This is a genomic window from Leptospira wolffii serovar Khorat str. Khorat-H2, from assembly GCF_000306115.2.
GTDB lineage: Bacteria > Spirochaetota > Leptospiria > Leptospirales > Leptospiraceae > Leptospira_B > Leptospira_B wolffii.
On sequence record NZ_AKWX02000023.1, the window covers coordinates 402,568 to 418,440 of the forward strand.

A 15,873-nucleotide genomic window follows, 5' to 3' on the forward strand; every position below is an offset into this window, starting at 1 on the left:
CGGAGGTTTTTGTGGAAGAATTAGAAAATTCTAAACCTTGGTCCGTTCATCGTCTGATGAGATCTCCTGTCCCGGAGATATTGTTAATTTTTCTTTATATCTTCTTTTCTCTTTTGAAGGCCATGGGTATCAGAGGAAACCATCGGGAAGGCTGGCCGTTTATTTTCGGAGCCATGTTTGCAGAAATCGGAATATATCTGATTCCTCCCGCGATCCTTATGATTGTAAAGGGTTTAAGAACCTTCCGGAGATTCCTGATTCTTGCCGTAGGATTCGCTAGTATCTCTTTTATATGTTCCGTTCCGATTTTACCTAAAAAGGAGATCTTGGTGGCGACTCTTCCCGTGTCGGGAATACAACCCACGGAACGTTTCACCGCAACCGAGTTCGGAAAATTAAAGACGAATACTTTAGGAGCCGAATTCGAAGGAGTGATTTACGTTTTTACTGAAATGGAATATTTATCCAGGCCTTCCGGAAAAATGTTCTTAGAGGATGTCGCTTCAGGTGTTAAGTCCAAGGGGTTAGAGACTTTAGGCGGAGAAATCGTATCGGAATATCCGGTGGACATAGGAAAATTGGAGTCGGTAGAGGTGCAACAAAAGGTAAACGAGGAATTTTACATGAAGACCAGAGTGTATATCGTTGCGGATAAGATATATTCCGCGGCCGTTATGGGCTCACCTAAGAATTTGGATAAGCAGGAAGTCAGAAAATTCTTCGAATCGGTACATATAGAAAAACAGGATACCCCAAAGGAGAGAGACGACGACTGATCGACTTACTAAAGTCTAAGACAGAATCCTTTTCCAGTGGGTCCAAGATCTAAGTAGCCACTCCGCCGGACCGTAAGAATAGTATCGGCTCCAAGCTAGAGTTAGCGCCGATAATCCGATCCAGATTGCAGGACCGAGTAAAAGCAAAATATAATTTCCAACGGAATCGAATTTTCCTAATCCCCAGCCGCAGAAGACCCAGGCGCATACTAAGGATTCTCCCAAATAATTGGAGAGAGAAAGTCGCCCCATAGTTTCGAACCAAGGGCGATCCGCAACGCTAATCGTATTTTTATAATATACTAAAAGTAAAAATACATAGCAGAAGGAGAGCGCCGGAGCCCCGAATACTTCCGATATTAGGAGCAGGAACTTCACGAATTTGTTCCAATCTTCAGGAAGTAGATGACGGGAATCCGCGGTATATATTACGTTTCCCAGGATTCCTAAAAGAAAGAGAGGGATGAAATACTTGGAAAGGAGTTCCTTAGTTTTTTGTAAGTCGGAGAAAACTTCGCTTTTTGCCGCGGCAAGACCCAATGCGAACATGGCGAGCGCGCTCGGCCATTGGTATAAGATCAAAATAGGGAGCGATAGATACGTTTCCTTTGCCCTTTGTAACGAACTCTCCCAGAAGCCTCCTAAATATGCTTTTCTACTCTCCTCGATAAGTCGGGGCAAATCGGCTAAATACTGCGCCTTGTATTCGTCTCCCCAGAATAAAAAAAGGCTTCTGAATACTAATGCGAGTACTAGGCAAAAGAAAGAAAATTGCAAAAGCCATCTCGCGTCCCGATTTCGAACGAACCAAAGAAGAATGCCTAATACTCCGTAGGAGAATAGTATATCCCCCAAGAATAGAAAAATTCCGTGCAATATTCCTATTGCGAGTAACGCGAAGATTCTTCTGAAATAGGAAGCGTTCGAACCGGTTCGCATCTGTAGGAAGAAAGCGAAGCCGAATAAAAAGGAAAATAGAAGATAAAACTTGAATTCGAAAAATCCGGCTACGATCCAAGTCGCAACGAAATCCAATATTTGCGAATTCTCTTCCTTAGCTCCGACCAAATACATCGGTTTGGCGAAGTATGGTAGATTAACGATCAGAATTCCCAATAGGGAGAAGCCTCGCAAGAAATCCAAGAATCCGATCCGTCGCTCGTCCATGCCGATACAATGTTAACAAATCGGCTTGGCATAGAAACTGCTTTTTACTGATATTTTTAGGGATTTTTTTTGTTGCGCGTAAATTTTTCGAACATATAAAGGTCAACAATCTCGATTTTGGAATACCTCATTTCTATAAATTATGGAAAAATTTTATTCTTAATACGGGGGCTCGAAATAAGGAGTTAACATGAAAAAAATTCTTACGGTAGCTGTGCTTGCGCTTTCCTTAACGGTAGGCTGCGCTCTTTCTTCCTTCACGAAAACAGGGACCTCGACATATCCTCCATTGGCGGAGAACGCTCCGGTGGATGTGATTTTGAGATCCGTTCCTAACTACAAAGTCGATGTGATAGGTGTCGTGAATGTTAAGGGGGGAACCACCGCCAGCCAGATTGAAAAGGCACAAGCGATCGCGCGTGAAAACGGAGGCGATGTTATCGTTCTTACTGAAACCGGAATCGCCTATAACCAAGACGGGAGTTCCTATGAAATACGCACTTTCGAAGTGGCGAAAAGGATAGACGAGCCTGCTCCTGCCGCGCCTGCAAAAGGAAAAGCTAAAAAATAATTCTTTAATAACGAAAGGGCGAATTTTTTCGCCCTTGTGCAATAATCGGCTTATTTCCCGTTAATGCTTCGGTTTCCAGTTCCAGGTAAAGGCCAGCAATACCAACGCCAAGACCGCGGAACCTAATATCAAAAAAATAGAATATTCCCAACGAAACCAGGAGAAGCCGGTCATCCAACCTAAACTCTTGGATAGGGCTGTTCTCCCTAAATATCCTAATAACCCGATGAAGCCTGCGGCGGTTCCCACCGCTTTTTTGGAAGTGAAATCCAAACCTGCCACTCCTAAGAGCATTACCGGAGGATAAATGAAGAATCCGACTACTCCGAATAATACCAAATCCAACCAGAGATATCCAGGAGGCACGAATAATAATCCCACGAAAGCGAATAGAATGGGGATCATACAGAAGAAACTGACCCATCCTCTTTTTCCGCCTACTTTGTCGGAATACCAACCTACTAGAAGGGTGGATCCGATTCCCGCGAACTCGTAGATCAGGGTGCTGATCCCTCCTTTTTCTAGGCTGGCTCCCTTGGCGAATTTAAGATAAGAAGGTCCCCAATCCGTTAGGCTATATCTTACGATGTACACGAAAAAATTCGCCAGAGCGAAGATCCAGATATACTTATTTAGCAATACGGAATCTACTAATATCTCTTTGAAACTCAATTCGCGCTCGATCTCTTCGGTTTTTGAGGAATGCGGATCCGAGTCGGAATATTCCTCAATAGGAGGAAGTCCTACCGACTGAGGGGTATCCGCTAGACGGAAATAGAGATAGATCGCGGTCAAAAGGGAAATAGCCGCCGGTATATAAAATGCGTTTCTCCAGCCGAACCAGGAGGCACTATATGCGGCGATCACTCCGACGAGGCCACCTCCCACGTTATGTGCAATATTCCAGATCGCGAATTTTTGGCCTCTCTCCTTTAGGGAAAACCAATGCCCCAGAGACCTGCCGCAAGGAGGCCAGCCCATACCCTGGAATAATCCGTTCAAGGCCCAAAGGATCAGATGAGTCTCGTAATCGGAAGAGGCTCCGAAAAGAATATTACAAATCGCTGTTAAAATTAAACCCAAAGGCATGAAAACCTTGGGATTGCTTCGATCGGAAAGCGCTCCCATCAAGAATTTTCCGATCCCGTAAGAGATAGCGGTCGCTGCGAGAATATTTCCTATCTGTTCTTGGGAATAGGAAAGTGCTTGGCCGATTTCCTTGGATACGACCGGAAAATTATTCCGAACCGTATAGAATACGGAATAACCGATAAAAGTCGCTTCCAGAATTCTCCATCGGTATTTGGGATATAGATTATGGACGCTCGAGTCGTCCAGTCTGGGTTTGGGTTGACTGGGAAGAATCCAGGAAAGAAAGGAAAATTTCATTTTGAACCAGAAGAATTCCGATTCGAAATCCTAGGGCAAGTAGAATTTCGCTTAGAAATGACGGAAGCCGGACTCTTTGGGATCGTAACTTTTTCCCTCGTACTGATATTGGACTCTCGGAGATTCTCCCTCTCTCAAGGCCTTTACAATTCCGATTTTCCGGATAGGAATACCTTCCCATACTTCCGGCAATTCTTCGGGAGATAGAAAAAGCAGCTCCAATTCCTCGCCGGACGTGAGGATACCTTCTATACCGATCGCTTCCTTGACTCCCGGTTCGTAGGGAAGTTTGTCCAAATCGATTTCTATCCAGACCCCGGAGGATTTAGCCAATTTATAAACGTCTTGCTTAAGACCGTCCGTGAGGTCCATTCCCGCATGTATTCTTTTTTTAGAATATAACGAACGACTCAGTTGCAATCTTGACTTGGGCCGTAGGTGTCGGTCCAGTGCGGTTTCGCGCAAGCGGAGAGACAGGGATTTATGAGCTCCTTCCAGAATCTTATAACCTAAGAGAGAAGCTCCGATATGCCCGCTTAAATAAACGTTATCCCCCGGTTTTCCTCCTTTTCTATCCAAAGGAGTATTCGATTTTCCGAATAGAGTCAGGGTTAGGTTCAATTCTTGGCTTCGGTATGTGTCTCCCCCGCAAAGTTCTATTTCGTAGTCGGATAACGTTTTCTTAAACGATTCCACGAAAGGTTCCAGGAATTCCTTGCGGTTACAGGAAGGTGATAGGCCGAAATTGAAGAACGCTTTCAGAGGGATGCCGTTGGCAGCCGCGATATCGGAGACGTTTACTTCCACCAATTTGCCGGCTAAATCCTGCGGGCGACTCCAGTCCAAGCGGAAATGAGTTCCTTCGACGATTGTGTCCGTTGTGATCAGATTACCTTCCGAGTCCAGATAACAATCGTTTTCCTGTTCCTTTCCGGGAGGATAGAGGGAGTAAATCAGTTCTTCTTCGTTCAAATCAAACTTCCTAAGCGCTTCGTTCTAAAAATCTTGACTTTGTCCGATCCGAGAGGCAGTATTAGGTCATGAAATCCAGACAATCGAATAGAACGAATCTTTTCCTTCTTCGTGCATTCTTACCGGCTCTTTTCATAGGATCGATCTTGGGCGGAGCCTGGCAATCCAAAACGTTCGCCTCGGAACCTTCCTGCAAGTATTCCTTGGACGCCGAAAAGACGAGTCTTGAATGGAAGGCGTTTAAATTCACCGAAAAGACGGGAGTAGGCGGCAAGTTTACCAAGGTTACGATTCATGGGACCAAACCGGGAGATTCTTTGGAATCCGCTCTTAAGGGTTTGAAATTTTCCCTCGAACCCATAGACCTGGACAGCGGTAACGCGGAAAGAGATCCTAAGATCAAAGGTGCTTTTTTCGGAGCCTTAAAGGGAAACGGAAAGATCAGCGGCTCTTTAACCAAATTGTCTTTGGATGCGGATAAGAAATCCGGAAAAGGAGAAGTGAAACTCATTCTGAACGGAGTAACGAAATCCGTTCCCTTAAGCTTTACTGTGGAAAATGGAAACGTCTTACTCGCAAAAGGAAGTCTGAACTTAAACGATTGGAAAGCGCAAGCTGCTCTCAAGGCTTTGAACGAAGTTTGCAGCGATCTGCATAAGGGGAAAGACGGAAAATCTTTGTTATGGCCGGACGTCGAGATCAGCATTAAGTCCGAACTTAAAAAAGATTGCAAGTAACAGCGGCTTTTTCCGATTTTAAAAGCCCGACAGAGTATTATCTTTTACTAAAATTTGTCGGGCTCTTCGTTCTTTAACTCTCTTGCAGGAGCGAAATCTAATAACAGATGCATACGATCTTTTTGGCTTCGGAGCAGATTGGGGTCGTACTGCCTCCATACCATCCTGCCACGGTTGAAAACGGATCTCCTACGGTGCCCAAGGTGCCCGTATCCGTCCCGTTGGTACAATTATCCGCCCCGTTATAAGTTCCCGCGCTGGCTGCAAAAGTCCAAAATTCGTCCGAAGTGACTCCCGAGTCGGCAAGCGAGCGATTGATGGCAACCGAAATGAAGGAATTCCAATCCGCGGATATGATTTCACCTTTTGCCCCATATACGGGGCCGAATGTGGATAAAAAGAAATTATTCGGTGCGGCAGCGTAATTCGCAAGAGTCAGGGTGTCGGACGAGGCGAACGGAAGAACATTTGCGCAGGTGAGATTGACCGTTTGGGCCAGAATCCTTTCTCCAGAGCAGATATTTCGGAGACCTCCGAACATATCCGGTCCTAGGCTGGCCACATTTCCTTGGTAGGAATTCAGACTACCATAGAGATAGATACCGGGAGGCGTGGAGAAAAAGGAAACCAAAGAGGCTTGCAGGCTACAACCTCTGTCTTGTTCGGAACAGACTTTCGAAGTAATGCAGTTAGAAACCGAAAGGGAAAGCGCTAAAACTAAGAGGGTGGGAAATATGAAGTATGATCGAAGCAAGAGAAATCCTTGAGAGGTCTTTTAGGATATTCCGAAGCCTTCGACTTGTCAAAATATTTTTGTCGGAACTAGGAAGTCTATTAACCGCCACCGCCTGAGGCGGGCGAATAACACATGCAAAGTAGCCTGTAAGTATCCACGCAGTTGACTAAGCTTGAGCCGAACCATGTAGTGGAAGCGGAATTGAGCGGACTTCCTGCCGCGCCTGTCCCTGTAGTATTATCCGTTCCGTCCGCACAGGTTGTAGCCGTAGTTCCTCCATAACCTCCGTTCGCATCGCCGAAGGTCCAGAAGAGTCCTGTCCCTAAGCCTGCATCCGACATTGTGGATTTGAGATCGGTCGTAAATACGGAGTTGAAATCATCCGCAAGAATCGTTCCAAAAGGTCCGCGCAAAGGAACGCCTGTAGTCGGAAAATCGATATAAAATCCAGTAATGGCCGACATGGGTGCAAAAGAGGTGGATACAAAAGGCGCTAGATTGGAGCAGCTAGAAGTTATAGGCGCGAAAAGACGTTCATTTGTACAGATAATACTCAAATTCGTATCTAGCACTATCGAATTGGCGAGATTCCCTTGGTAAGTGTTAAGAGTAGAATAGAGATAGATACCGGGAGGCGAAAACAGAATGCTCGCTAAATTTGCCTCTAAGCTGCAAGAACGGTCCTGGTTCGAGCAGGTCTTCTCCGATAAGCAATTCGGGAGTAAGAGAGCGACGAATAAGAAAAGGGAGACAATACGGACCATTTAAGGCAGAATAACCGGTTCGTAAACGACCGAGCAAGAGAATAATTTCAAGAAGATCCGAAAATTCCGGATATTATAATATTCTTTTCCTTTTTCGAGGATCGGATCGCATTTATTACAAAATGCAAGAAATTTCCAAAAAATCCGATTGGCCCTAACGGGATGGATACGAGTGAATCCCTGAGTAAGACAATCTTTGGACACAATTATACCTAATAAAAAGAGAAGTATAATATTCTAATTAATAGTCCCCTCGGATTCCGTTTTCGGCGGAACTAAGCCTTCCATTCCACTTGACTAAATTCAAAAACTCCTATTCTCTGAACCATATGATCGGTCTCTTGCATCGTACTTTTCGAATTCTTCTCTTTTTTGTAATTTTCATAGCCCCCGGTTTTCTTTTCGCGGAACAGACTATTCTTCTCCGGAAAGGAGGCAAACTTATGGGAAACATTACCGGCCAAAACGAGAAGGCGATCACCGTTCAGACCGCCGAAGGGACCAAGACCATCGGCAAAAGGGAAATACTAAAGATCGTCTATAAGGACGTCACTAAGGAAGAAGAGAATCGGATTCGTAAGGAAGAGGAAAAGAAGCTCCAGGAAAATCCTAAGATAGAGGAGCCCGTCGTGATCACTCCGCCTCCGGAAGTTAAGACAAGTTCCCGAAGCAAATGGAGCGTAGTTTGGAGATCGGCGCTTCTTCCCGGTTGGGGAGCCTGGTATGCTGGCCGAAAGAAAGAAGGAGGCTTAACCGCCGCCGGATTCGCAACTACTTTGGGACTGGCTTCTTATGCCAGGGTGGAAGCTGAAAGCGCTAAAAAGGATTATGATGAGGCCGTATTCCGTAGTAGTGTCCAGGGAGCTTATATTTTCGGCGGAGCGATCTCGAATTTTTATCTTTATGCGGTCGTTCCCGAAGCTCGCTCCAAATACGATTCTTCTATCCACACTTACAATGGCGCAGTGTATTTACTCGCATCCGCCTATCTGGCCCAATTGGTCCGGAGCTATTTCATCGGGAAATCCTGGGAACAAGAGACGGAGCCCAATCCGATTTCTTGGGGGGTGTATCCGAAACCGGATCTGATGCTCGGAAAACTAGGTTGGGGAGCCGAAGCCAGCGTCCAAATCGGATTCTAGTTCCTAAATCCGCCTTTATGGCTAAATTTCCTTGACCCGTTAGGGCGGTACGCGAAATTGGCCTATACAGGACGCTTTTTCCCATGCCAATTATATCTAAATCGCATAGAACTCCTTCCTTGAAAAAGGAACAAGCTAATAAGGCTTGGTTCGTGGTCGACGCCGAAGGCAAAACCTTGGGTCGCCTTGCTTCGGAGATCGCCCATAGGCTGAGAGGCAAACACAAACCGACTTTCACTCCACACGTGGATTGCGGAGACAATATCATCGTTATCAATGCTGCTAAAGTTGCGGTTACCGGAAGTAAAGAAACCCAAAAGGAATACTTCCACCATTCCCGTTATCCGGGCGGTATGACTGCAACCACTCTCCAAAGTATGAGAGCGAAGCACCCTGAAAAGATTCTGTACGAAGCCGTTAAAGGAATGCTTCCTAAAAGCAAACTCGGCGCTCAGATTCTTACCCATTTCCGGATTTTCCCCGGAAACGAGCACAACCTCGGCTCTCAAAAGCCGGTGAAACTGGAACTCTAGGAGATTATTGAAATATGGCAAGCGCCAAGGAAATCTGGGCAGTCGGTCGTCGTAAGAACGCTATCGCTCGCGTTAAATTAAAAGAAGGTTCCGGAAAGATTATCGTTAATGATAAGGATATCAAGGACTATCTTCATAATAGCCGTTCCAACCTGAAAGAGGCTTTAACTCCTCTGACTCTCCTCAATGTTACCGAAAAATTCGACCTGAAACTGATCGTTTCCGGTGGAGGAGTTATCGGTCAAGTGGGAGCAATCCGTCATGCACTCTCTAGAGTCGTTTGCCGTTATAATCCCGAGTTCAGACCTATCGTTAAGAAAGAAGGTCTTCTAACTCGTGACCCTCGTATGGTGGAGCGCAAGAAATACGGTCTACACAAAGCGCGTAGAGGAACTCAGTTCTCTAAACGTTAATTTTCGTTTTTTAGATCCGTTTTTGGGAATGCCTGAAGTTCTTGCAAACAAGACCTCGGGCATTTTCTGTTTATAGAGGTGGCATGAATTTTAAGAGAGTTTCAGAAATACGTAATATCTTCCTGGATTATTTCAAGGAGAAGGGGCATACGATAGTGCCTTCCTCCTCCTTATTGCCTGCGGGAGATCCGACACTTCTCTTCACCACCGCCGGGATGGTACAATTCAAACCTCTCTTTACGGGGGCCGTGGCGCTTCCGTATACCCGTGCCACTTCCGCTCAAAAATGCCTAAGAACCACCGACTTGGAAAATGTGGGAAAAACGGAAAGGCATTGTACATTCTTCGAGATGCTCGGCAATTTCAGTTTCGGGGATTATTTCAAGGAAGAAGCCATAGAATTCGCATTGGATTGTTCCGTGAATCGTCTAGGCTTCCCCAAGGAAAAAATCTGGATCACTGTTTTCGAGAACGACGACGAGGCGGAAAAAATCTGGCTCTCTAAGGGAATTCTTAAAGAGCGAATCACCCGTTTAGGCAAGAAGGATAATTTCTGGGGACCTGCAGGAGATAGCGGAGCCTGCGGACCTTGTTCGGAATTATATCTGGATCGAGGACCCGAGAAAGGTTTTCCGGATTGCGGAGTCAAATACGAATGCCGTCCCGGCTGCGATTGCGATCGTTTTTTAGAATTTTGGAATATAGTTTTCAATCAATTCAATCAGGATACTGAAGGCAATCTGCACCCTCTGAAACAAACCGGGATAGATACCGGTTCCGGATTGGAAAGAGTGGCTCTCCTATTACAAGGAGTGGATTCTGTATACGATACGGACGAACTACGCAATATCATCTCCGAAGTGGAGAAGGTTTCCGGAAAGACCTACGGAGAATCCAACAAAGTCCCTTTTCGGGTAATCACGGATCATATCCGTTCCGTATTATTCTCCGTATCGGACGGTATCTATCCCGATAGAACCGGTAGAGGATACGTTATCCGACGTTTGATTCGTCGCGCGGTATTATTCGCTCGTAAATTGGATTTGCGGGAGCCTTTCCTATATAAACTCGTAAAACCTGTGGCTTCCATCTATAAGGATCGTTATCCTGAATTGGAAAAACATATCGCCGCAGTGGAAAGAACCCTTCTCGCCGAAGAGGAACTATTCCTCAAGACCCTGGAGATCGGTTTGGATAAGATCGAGGCTTTGGTTTCCAAAACCAAATCCGAAGGCTCCAGTATATTCTCCGGAAAGGATAGTTTCCTTCTCTACGGAACTTACGGTTTTCCCGCGGAAATGACCGAAGAGATCGTAGCAGAGCACGGACTCTCCTTCGATCGCAAGTCTTTCGAAGAGGAATTGGAGAAGGACAGACAGTCTTCCCGGGAAACCTGGAAGGCCAATAAGGTCAGTCTTTTCACTGGAATCAAAACCGATAAGACCGAATTCTTGGGATACGGGGCACTGAACGCTGAGTCCGAGATTCTTTTCGTATTTTCGGATAATAAGCAAACGAATTCCTTGAAAGAGGGAGAGAGCGGAGTTCTCGTTTTCAAATCCAGCCCGTTCTATCCGGAAGGAGGAGGCCAGGTAGGAGATACCGGTTTTATCCGAAAGGGAAATTCGGTCTTCAAGGTTTTGGATACCCAAAAGGAAAACGATATTATCCTACATATAGGCACCGTTCTTTCCGGGAGTTTCTCCGTGGGCGAGATCGCTAAGCTGGAAGTGGAAAAAGAGAGAAGGGAAAAACTAAAATCCCATCACTCCGGTACCCACTTGCTGAACGGAGCCTTGCGCAACCTATTGGGTTCGCATGTGTTGCAAAAGGGATCCATCGTTTCTCCCGAGTATCTCAGATTCGATTTCTCCCATCCTAGCGCTCTTAGTCCGCAAGAAATTCGTAATATAGAATCCTGGGTGAACGATAGCATCGTTCGCCATATTCCCGTAGAGACGAAAATTCTTCCGATAGAAGAAGCAAAGAAGACGGGAGCGGTAGCCGCATTCGACGAAAAATACGGGGATAGTGTCCGCGTTCTGCAAATGGGAGATCGCTCCTTGGAATTCTGCGGAGGGACTCATGTGGGAAATACCGGGGATATAGAATATTTCTTCATCAAAAAAGAATCCAGTCCCGGCGCGGGCAATAGAAGAATAGAGGCCGTGGCCGGTCCCGTAGTTGTGGAAACCTTTCAGACTCGCTTCGCAGAATTGACCGAAGCGGTTCAAAATCTCAACTTGAAGATCAAGGACGAATTAGGAGAAGAAGGAGCTACTCTCTCCGTCAAGACTCAGATTCCTGGACCGGATGACGTAAGGTCTTTGTTCGAAACCAAGGGAGCAGACGCCGTAGGAATCTTCCGGGATCTCACGGAGTCCCTGGCTTTGGAATTGGAAGAGGCTCAGGGCAAATTCCTGAAGGAAAAGAAAAATCGGGAATCCAGAGACTTCGAAAACAATCCGGAAGTGATAGGTCAGGTTCTTTCCCAAGCCAAACTCGTAGGAAACGTAAAAATCGTCTCGGCTATTTTTGAATCCAAGGATGCCAAGGCTCTCAAGGGACTTTCCGATAATCTGAAAGTCAGAGAGAAGGAGATCGTTGCGGTTCTTGCGAGCAAAAATTCCGAGGATGCGAGTATCGTGGTTACCTGTTCCCCTTCCATCGCAGGTAAAAAGGTTCATTGCGGAGAATTGGTGAAAGCCGCCTGTGAATTATTAGGTGGGAAGGGCGGAGGAAAACCCGATATGGCCCAGGGAGGAGGGAAGGAAGTGTCCAGAATCCAAGAGGCGGTCGACTTGGCCGTCCAAAAAGCCTATGTAGGCTTGAACGGAGGAATAGCATGAGCGATCCATCATTCGACGTAGTATCCGAGATAGACAAACCGGAGTTGCAGAACGCGGTTAGTCAGGCGATTAGCGAAATTAAAACCAGATTCGATTTCAAAGGCTCCAAATCCGAAATCAAGTTGGAAGAGGAGAATCTGATTCTCACCTCCGATAACGAGGCCAAACTGGAAAGCGTGATCGACGTACTCATCAATAAAATGGCCAAGAGAGGCATAGGTCTTAAGTCCTTCGATTTCAAATCCAAGGTGGAGCCCGCCACCGGAGGGACAGTTCGGATGAAAGTCAAGATCCGAAACGGATTGGAAAAGGAACAAACCAAAGAGATCACAAAGATCATCAAGGATTCCAAGCTCAAGGTCACCGCAACCATCATGGGAACCAGCGTGCGGGTCCAAGGCAAGAAGAAGGACGATCTTCAGGATATTATGAAATTATTACGTTCCGCCGATCTCCCCTTCGACGTTCAGTTCCAAAATTTCAAGGGCTAATTTCCGAAAATAGGAGGAAGGCCCGATGAGAAAATTTTTCGCCTTCTGTCTACTCTCTTTATTTGTTTACGGATGTTTCAAAAGAGAGCATCCTTGTAAGACCGAATTCGCTTTAAAAGCAGCCGATGTGAACGGGGTGGCCGGTTTCGCCTACGAGCCCTCGAATACTAAAGTCTCTAAAGTCGTGGTCGTCTATGAGAATGTGGAAGAGTCTCTCTATACCGACGAAAACATTCTATTCACCAAACTGAAAGGGCTGCAGGGCGTTGTTCGAGAAACAGGAGAAGAACTTCTTCCTCCTGCTTATAAGTGGATTGGGTATAAGGCAAGTAATGGTCTTCGCTCTTTCGTAAAATCCGAGCTGGCAGGATACCTTGGATCCGACTGGAAGGAAAAAATCCTCCCCACATTCGAGGCGGGCGGTTTTTTTTCCGAAGGTTATGCAGTCGTAAAGAAGGACGGCAAATACGGCATTATAGATACAAAAGGGAAATTTATAGTTCCTACCGAATACGAAATGATCCGGGACTTCTCCGATGGAATGGCGGCGTTCTCCACAGAGGGAGAATTCGGGTTTTTGAATACGAAGGGAGAAGCGGTTATTCTACCTCAATTCAAGAAGGTAAGCGATTTTCATAACGGAGTCGCGATCGGAGAATTGGAAGGAACCAAGGTTTTGGTAAATAAAAAAGGAGAATATATCGGACCTCCCGGAGTTAGTATAGATTATAGCTTGTCCTATGAATATTATCGAACTGTAAAAAACGGAAAATACGGATTGATTGACTCGACCGGTAAAGAGATTCTCCGGAACGAATACGATAGCATTTATACGGCACAGACAGGAAAGTATTTGCGGGTAAAAAAAGGAAATCTATGGGGAGTATTCGATTCGAAGGGAAAAACGGTGGTTCCTTTGAAATACGCGACTATGGGCGTCATCGATTTTGAAACCGGGCCCTTTGTCTATTTCCGCGATGGGAAATATTTCCTATTAGACTCCAACGGAAAGGAAAAACAGTTATCGCCTAAGGTGCTAAGCGAGCCTAACAGAATACAAGGAAGTCCTTATTTAAAATTTGCAGCAGGGGAAAATCTTTGGGGCTTATTGGATCTACAGGGTAATATCGTTTTGAATCCAGAATATTCTTATATCTCTACAAATCCTACCGGATACTGGTCCGTGCATGAGAAAGGATACGAAACCTATCTATTTACGCCCGAAGGAAAATTATATCCCATGACTCGGAATGGTATCTCTTCTTGGGGAGAATTCTCCGAAGGGTTAGCGAGTGTAGGCAGCAATTCTACGAACTACGGCTTTATCGATGTAACCGGAAAGTTGGCGATTCCGCAGGAATTTTCAAATGTCGGGTCCTTCTCGGAAGGACTGGCTTCCGCTCAAAAAAACGGAACCAAATGGGGATATATAGATAAGACGGGAGACTTTATCATCGAGCCTAAGTTCGATTCTGTATTCAATTTTCATAATGGACTCGCGATCGTAGAGGAAAACAAACGGTTCGGTATCATAGATAAGAACGGAAATTACGTGATTCCTCCCACTTTTGAAAAGATCGAATCTTCCAGAGTATTTCCCGCAGTCTATACTGTCACCGTTTCCGGAAAAAGGGGAGTTCTGGGTCTGAGAGCCTGTTCCGGACTTTGAGATTTCAAGCGACTTGACAAAACATTCCCGCCGATCGAGGGTCTAATTTTTGTATGAAACAGATACTCGCCGCCGGTGCAATCGCATTCTTTCTCGTTTCCGGGCTTTCCGCCGAGGAGGAAAGTCCGATTAAATTTAAATTGGAAAAGTCCTCCGGATCCACATATCTATTAAAAATCGTCCATCCTCCAAACTTCGGAGTCCAAAAGGACGCTCCTCACCGCATTCTGATCAATCCGGGCTCCGGCCTGAAAGTGGTGTCGGCGGATCTGAAATTGAAGGGAAAGACCTCGGTAAAGAAAAAAGAATACTTCGAATCCGTGGATCCGATGCCGGTCCAGTTGAACGGCTCCGGAGAATTAGAGATCCACGCTAAGATCTTTTATTGCGATTATTCCAGAAATATCTGCATACCTGGAAAGATTCTACAAAAGGAAACTATCCAGTAGCTTTACGTTATATGGAGAGAGAAGAGACGGAATTTAATTCCGCCTTTTTTGTAGGAGCTTATTTCTTCAGTTCTATCTTAAGATCGGGCTGTGCCACATGGAATAGATAATATGTCTTTCCGTTGATCGGCTTGGAGGTCTTAACGATTTTTCCCTTGGAATCCACGATTTCCTTCAGGAACTTTCTATCTGCAGGACGAAACAATTCTCCTCTTTCGGCGATAAATAGGTTTAACGCACGCTTCTTAGCCAGATCCAAGGCTTCGGGTTCGTTTCCATCCAAGGAAGATACAACCACCTGGTAGAGAGAAGGATTCAGAAAACCTTCGGTGGCCTTTACGAATTGATCGTCTTCGCTAGGAGCGGATTCCTGGCTTACGTTCTTTTTAGGTTCCGGTTTGGTTTCCTCTTTTTGAGCGGTCGTGCAGGCAGTTAACACTAGGGCGGCCAGACCGATGAGAGAAATGGTTTTTATCGACATAGAGATTCCTTATCCGTTAGCGGGTGATGGGAGATTCTAAGATTCGCTTGAGTAAATCCGCTTCTACGATTCTATAAACCAAGGTGCAACGCTTCTGGTCTCCGTAATCTTCTCTGTATAAAAACAATCGATCCAGTAACCACGAGAATGCGGCGCGGTATGCAAGATAATCCGCATTCACGATTTCCGTCTTCTTCTTTTCTTTTTTTTCCTGAGGTTCGGTATCATCCGTTTGGTTCTGCGCATTCTGGACCGTTTGGGTGGCGATGGATCCCGTTCCGGGAGTAGCGCTGGAAGGGGTTCGTATGGCCTGGGCGGGAGGAAGAGGCGGTTCATACTTAGGTACCGAGGAATTTGTTCCTACGCCCACGAAGATTTTTCTCTCTTCCGTGATTTGGGCCAGTATGAGATTGATAGAGAGTTCATCCCTTTTTCGAACCGCTCTTGCTTTACATTCCTCCCTTAATTCCAGAAGGGGTCTCTCCTGGTTGGGGATGGGGACGGTGACTACCACTTGGAAATAATCGTTGGAGATGAATCCGGACTCGGTAACGTTTTCCCATGCCTTCCGTCTGAACTCTGGGTCGGCAGGTTCGCAATTTTCGAAAAGAACTAGGGCTACTAGGACCAGTAGGAACCGCGTCATTGTTCCGATTTTATACGAACCGGGTACAAAAACCAGCGGGATTTTTTCCAGGTAACTTCTGGACATTCTCGCTTTTAAGGGAAAACTT

General features: G+C 45.8%; 17 protein-coding genes. 10 read left to right on the plus strand and 7 right to left on the minus strand.

Annotated elements, in window-relative coordinates; all coding sequences use genetic code 11:
* The first annotated feature begins 11 nt into the window (after positions 1 to 11).
* Complete coding sequence (locus LEP1GSC061_RS19995) at positions 12 to 776, plus strand: hypothetical protein (protein WP_016547178.1); 765 nt, start codon at positions 12 to 14, stop codon at positions 774 to 776.
* A gap of 15 nt (positions 777 to 791) precedes the next feature.
* Here the strand turns inward: LEP1GSC061_RS19995 and LEP1GSC061_RS22185 are convergent, their stop codons facing one another.
* Complete coding sequence (locus LEP1GSC061_RS22185; RefSeq protein WP_415751843.1) at positions 792 to 1,325, minus strand: DUF418 domain-containing protein; 534 nt, start codon at positions 1,323 to 1,325, stop codon at positions 792 to 794.
* Between the two features lie 808 nt (positions 1,326 to 2,133).
* Between LEP1GSC061_RS22185 and LEP1GSC061_RS20005 the strand changes: the two genes are divergently transcribed.
* The gene (locus tag LEP1GSC061_RS20005) at positions 2,134 to 2,514 is read left to right on the plus strand and encodes a hypothetical protein (protein WP_016547110.1); all 381 of its coding nucleotides are present in this window, start codon (positions 2,134 to 2,136) and stop codon (positions 2,512 to 2,514) included.
* 60 nt (positions 2,515 to 2,574) lie between these two features.
* On the opposite strand, the gene LEP1GSC061_RS20010 is transcribed toward LEP1GSC061_RS20005, so the two are convergent.
* Entirely contained in the window at positions 2,575 to 3,903 is a 1,329-nt protein-coding gene (locus LEP1GSC061_RS20010) for an MFS transporter (protein WP_016547032.1), read from the minus strand.
* A gap of 51 nt (positions 3,904 to 3,954) precedes the next feature.
* Positions 3,955 to 4,875, minus strand: coding sequence for a thiamine-phosphate kinase (gene thiL / locus LEP1GSC061_RS20015; protein ID WP_016546970.1), 921 nt, complete (start codon positions 4,873 to 4,875; stop codon positions 3,955 to 3,957).
* A 68-nt stretch (positions 4,876 to 4,943) separates the two neighbouring features.
* Here thiL and LEP1GSC061_RS20020 point away from each other — a divergent pair, with 68 nt between their 5' ends.
* Positions 4,944 to 5,612: a YceI family protein gene (locus LEP1GSC061_RS20020; protein ID WP_016547031.1), complete on the plus strand. Its 669-nt coding sequence runs from the start codon at positions 4,944 to 4,946 to the stop codon at positions 5,610 to 5,612.
* Between the two features lie 97 nt (positions 5,613 to 5,709).
* Here the strand turns inward: LEP1GSC061_RS20020 and LEP1GSC061_RS20025 are convergent, their stop codons facing one another.
* Positions 5,710 to 6,366, minus strand: a complete 657-nt coding sequence (locus LEP1GSC061_RS20025) for a hypothetical protein (RefSeq protein ID WP_016547099.1) — start codon at positions 6,364 to 6,366, stop codon at positions 5,710 to 5,712.
* Between the two features lie 80 nt (positions 6,367 to 6,446).
* Positions 6,447 to 6,761: a hypothetical protein gene (locus LEP1GSC061_RS21580; protein WP_125250314.1), complete on the minus strand. Its 315-nt coding sequence runs from the start codon at positions 6,759 to 6,761 to the stop codon at positions 6,447 to 6,449.
* Positions 6,762 to 7,441: 680 nt separating this feature from the next.
* Here LEP1GSC061_RS21580 and LEP1GSC061_RS20035 point away from each other — a divergent pair.
* From LEP1GSC061_RS20035 to mpl17, 7 genes are all read left to right on the plus strand, one after another.
* Positions 7,442 to 8,254 carry an LA_0442/LA_0875 N-terminal domain-containing protein gene (locus tag LEP1GSC061_RS20035; RefSeq protein WP_052006591.1) on the plus strand — a complete coding sequence of 271 codons (813 nt, stop codon included), beginning with the start codon at positions 7,442 to 7,444 and terminating at the stop codon, positions 8,252 to 8,254.
* A gap of 83 nt (positions 8,255 to 8,337) precedes the next feature.
* Positions 8,338 to 8,787, plus strand: coding sequence for a 50S ribosomal protein L13 (rplM, locus tag LEP1GSC061_RS20040; protein ID WP_016547053.1), 450 nt, complete (start codon positions 8,338 to 8,340; stop codon positions 8,785 to 8,787).
* A gap of 14 nt (positions 8,788 to 8,801) precedes the next feature.
* The gene (gene rpsI / locus LEP1GSC061_RS20045; protein ID WP_016547091.1) at positions 8,802 to 9,200 is read left to right on the plus strand and encodes a 30S ribosomal protein S9; all 399 of its coding nucleotides are present in this window, start codon (positions 8,802 to 8,804) and stop codon (positions 9,198 to 9,200) included.
* Positions 9,201 to 9,283: 83 nt separating this feature from the next.
* A complete protein-coding gene (gene alaS / locus LEP1GSC061_RS20050; RefSeq protein ID WP_016547332.1) occupies positions 9,284 to 12,049 on the plus strand; it encodes an alanine--tRNA ligase in 2,766 nt (921 codons plus the stop codon).
* A complete protein-coding gene (locus tag LEP1GSC061_RS20055) occupies positions 12,046 to 12,540 on the plus strand; it encodes a YajQ family cyclic di-GMP-binding protein (protein ID WP_016547025.1) in 495 nt (164 codons plus the stop codon). Before alaS ends, LEP1GSC061_RS20055 begins: the two co-directional genes overlap by 4 nt.
* 25 nt (positions 12,541 to 12,565) lie before the next feature.
* Complete coding sequence (locus tag LEP1GSC061_RS20060; RefSeq protein WP_016547311.1) at positions 12,566 to 14,209, plus strand: WG repeat-containing protein; 1,644 nt, start codon at positions 12,566 to 12,568, stop codon at positions 14,207 to 14,209.
* A 53-nt stretch (positions 14,210 to 14,262) separates the two neighbouring features.
* Positions 14,263 to 14,658 (plus strand): cell surface protein MPL17, encoded by a 396-nt coding sequence (mpl17, locus tag LEP1GSC061_RS20065; protein WP_016547102.1) that lies wholly within the window; start codon positions 14,263 to 14,265, stop codon positions 14,656 to 14,658.
* 58 nt (positions 14,659 to 14,716) lie between these two features.
* Here mpl17 and LEP1GSC061_RS20070 read toward each other — a convergent pair whose 3' ends face one another.
* Together LEP1GSC061_RS20070 and LEP1GSC061_RS20075 are read right to left on the minus strand one after the other, a co-directional pair.
* On the minus strand, positions 14,717 to 15,133 hold the full coding sequence (locus LEP1GSC061_RS20070; RefSeq protein ID WP_198014298.1) for a lipoprotein: 417 nt from the start codon (positions 15,131 to 15,133) through the stop codon (positions 14,717 to 14,719).
* A gap of 22 nt (positions 15,134 to 15,155) precedes the next feature.
* On the minus strand, positions 15,156 to 15,785 hold the full coding sequence (locus LEP1GSC061_RS20075) for a hypothetical protein (protein ID WP_052006592.1): 630 nt from the start codon (positions 15,783 to 15,785) through the stop codon (positions 15,156 to 15,158).
* Positions 15,786 to 15,873 lie beyond the last annotated feature (88 nt).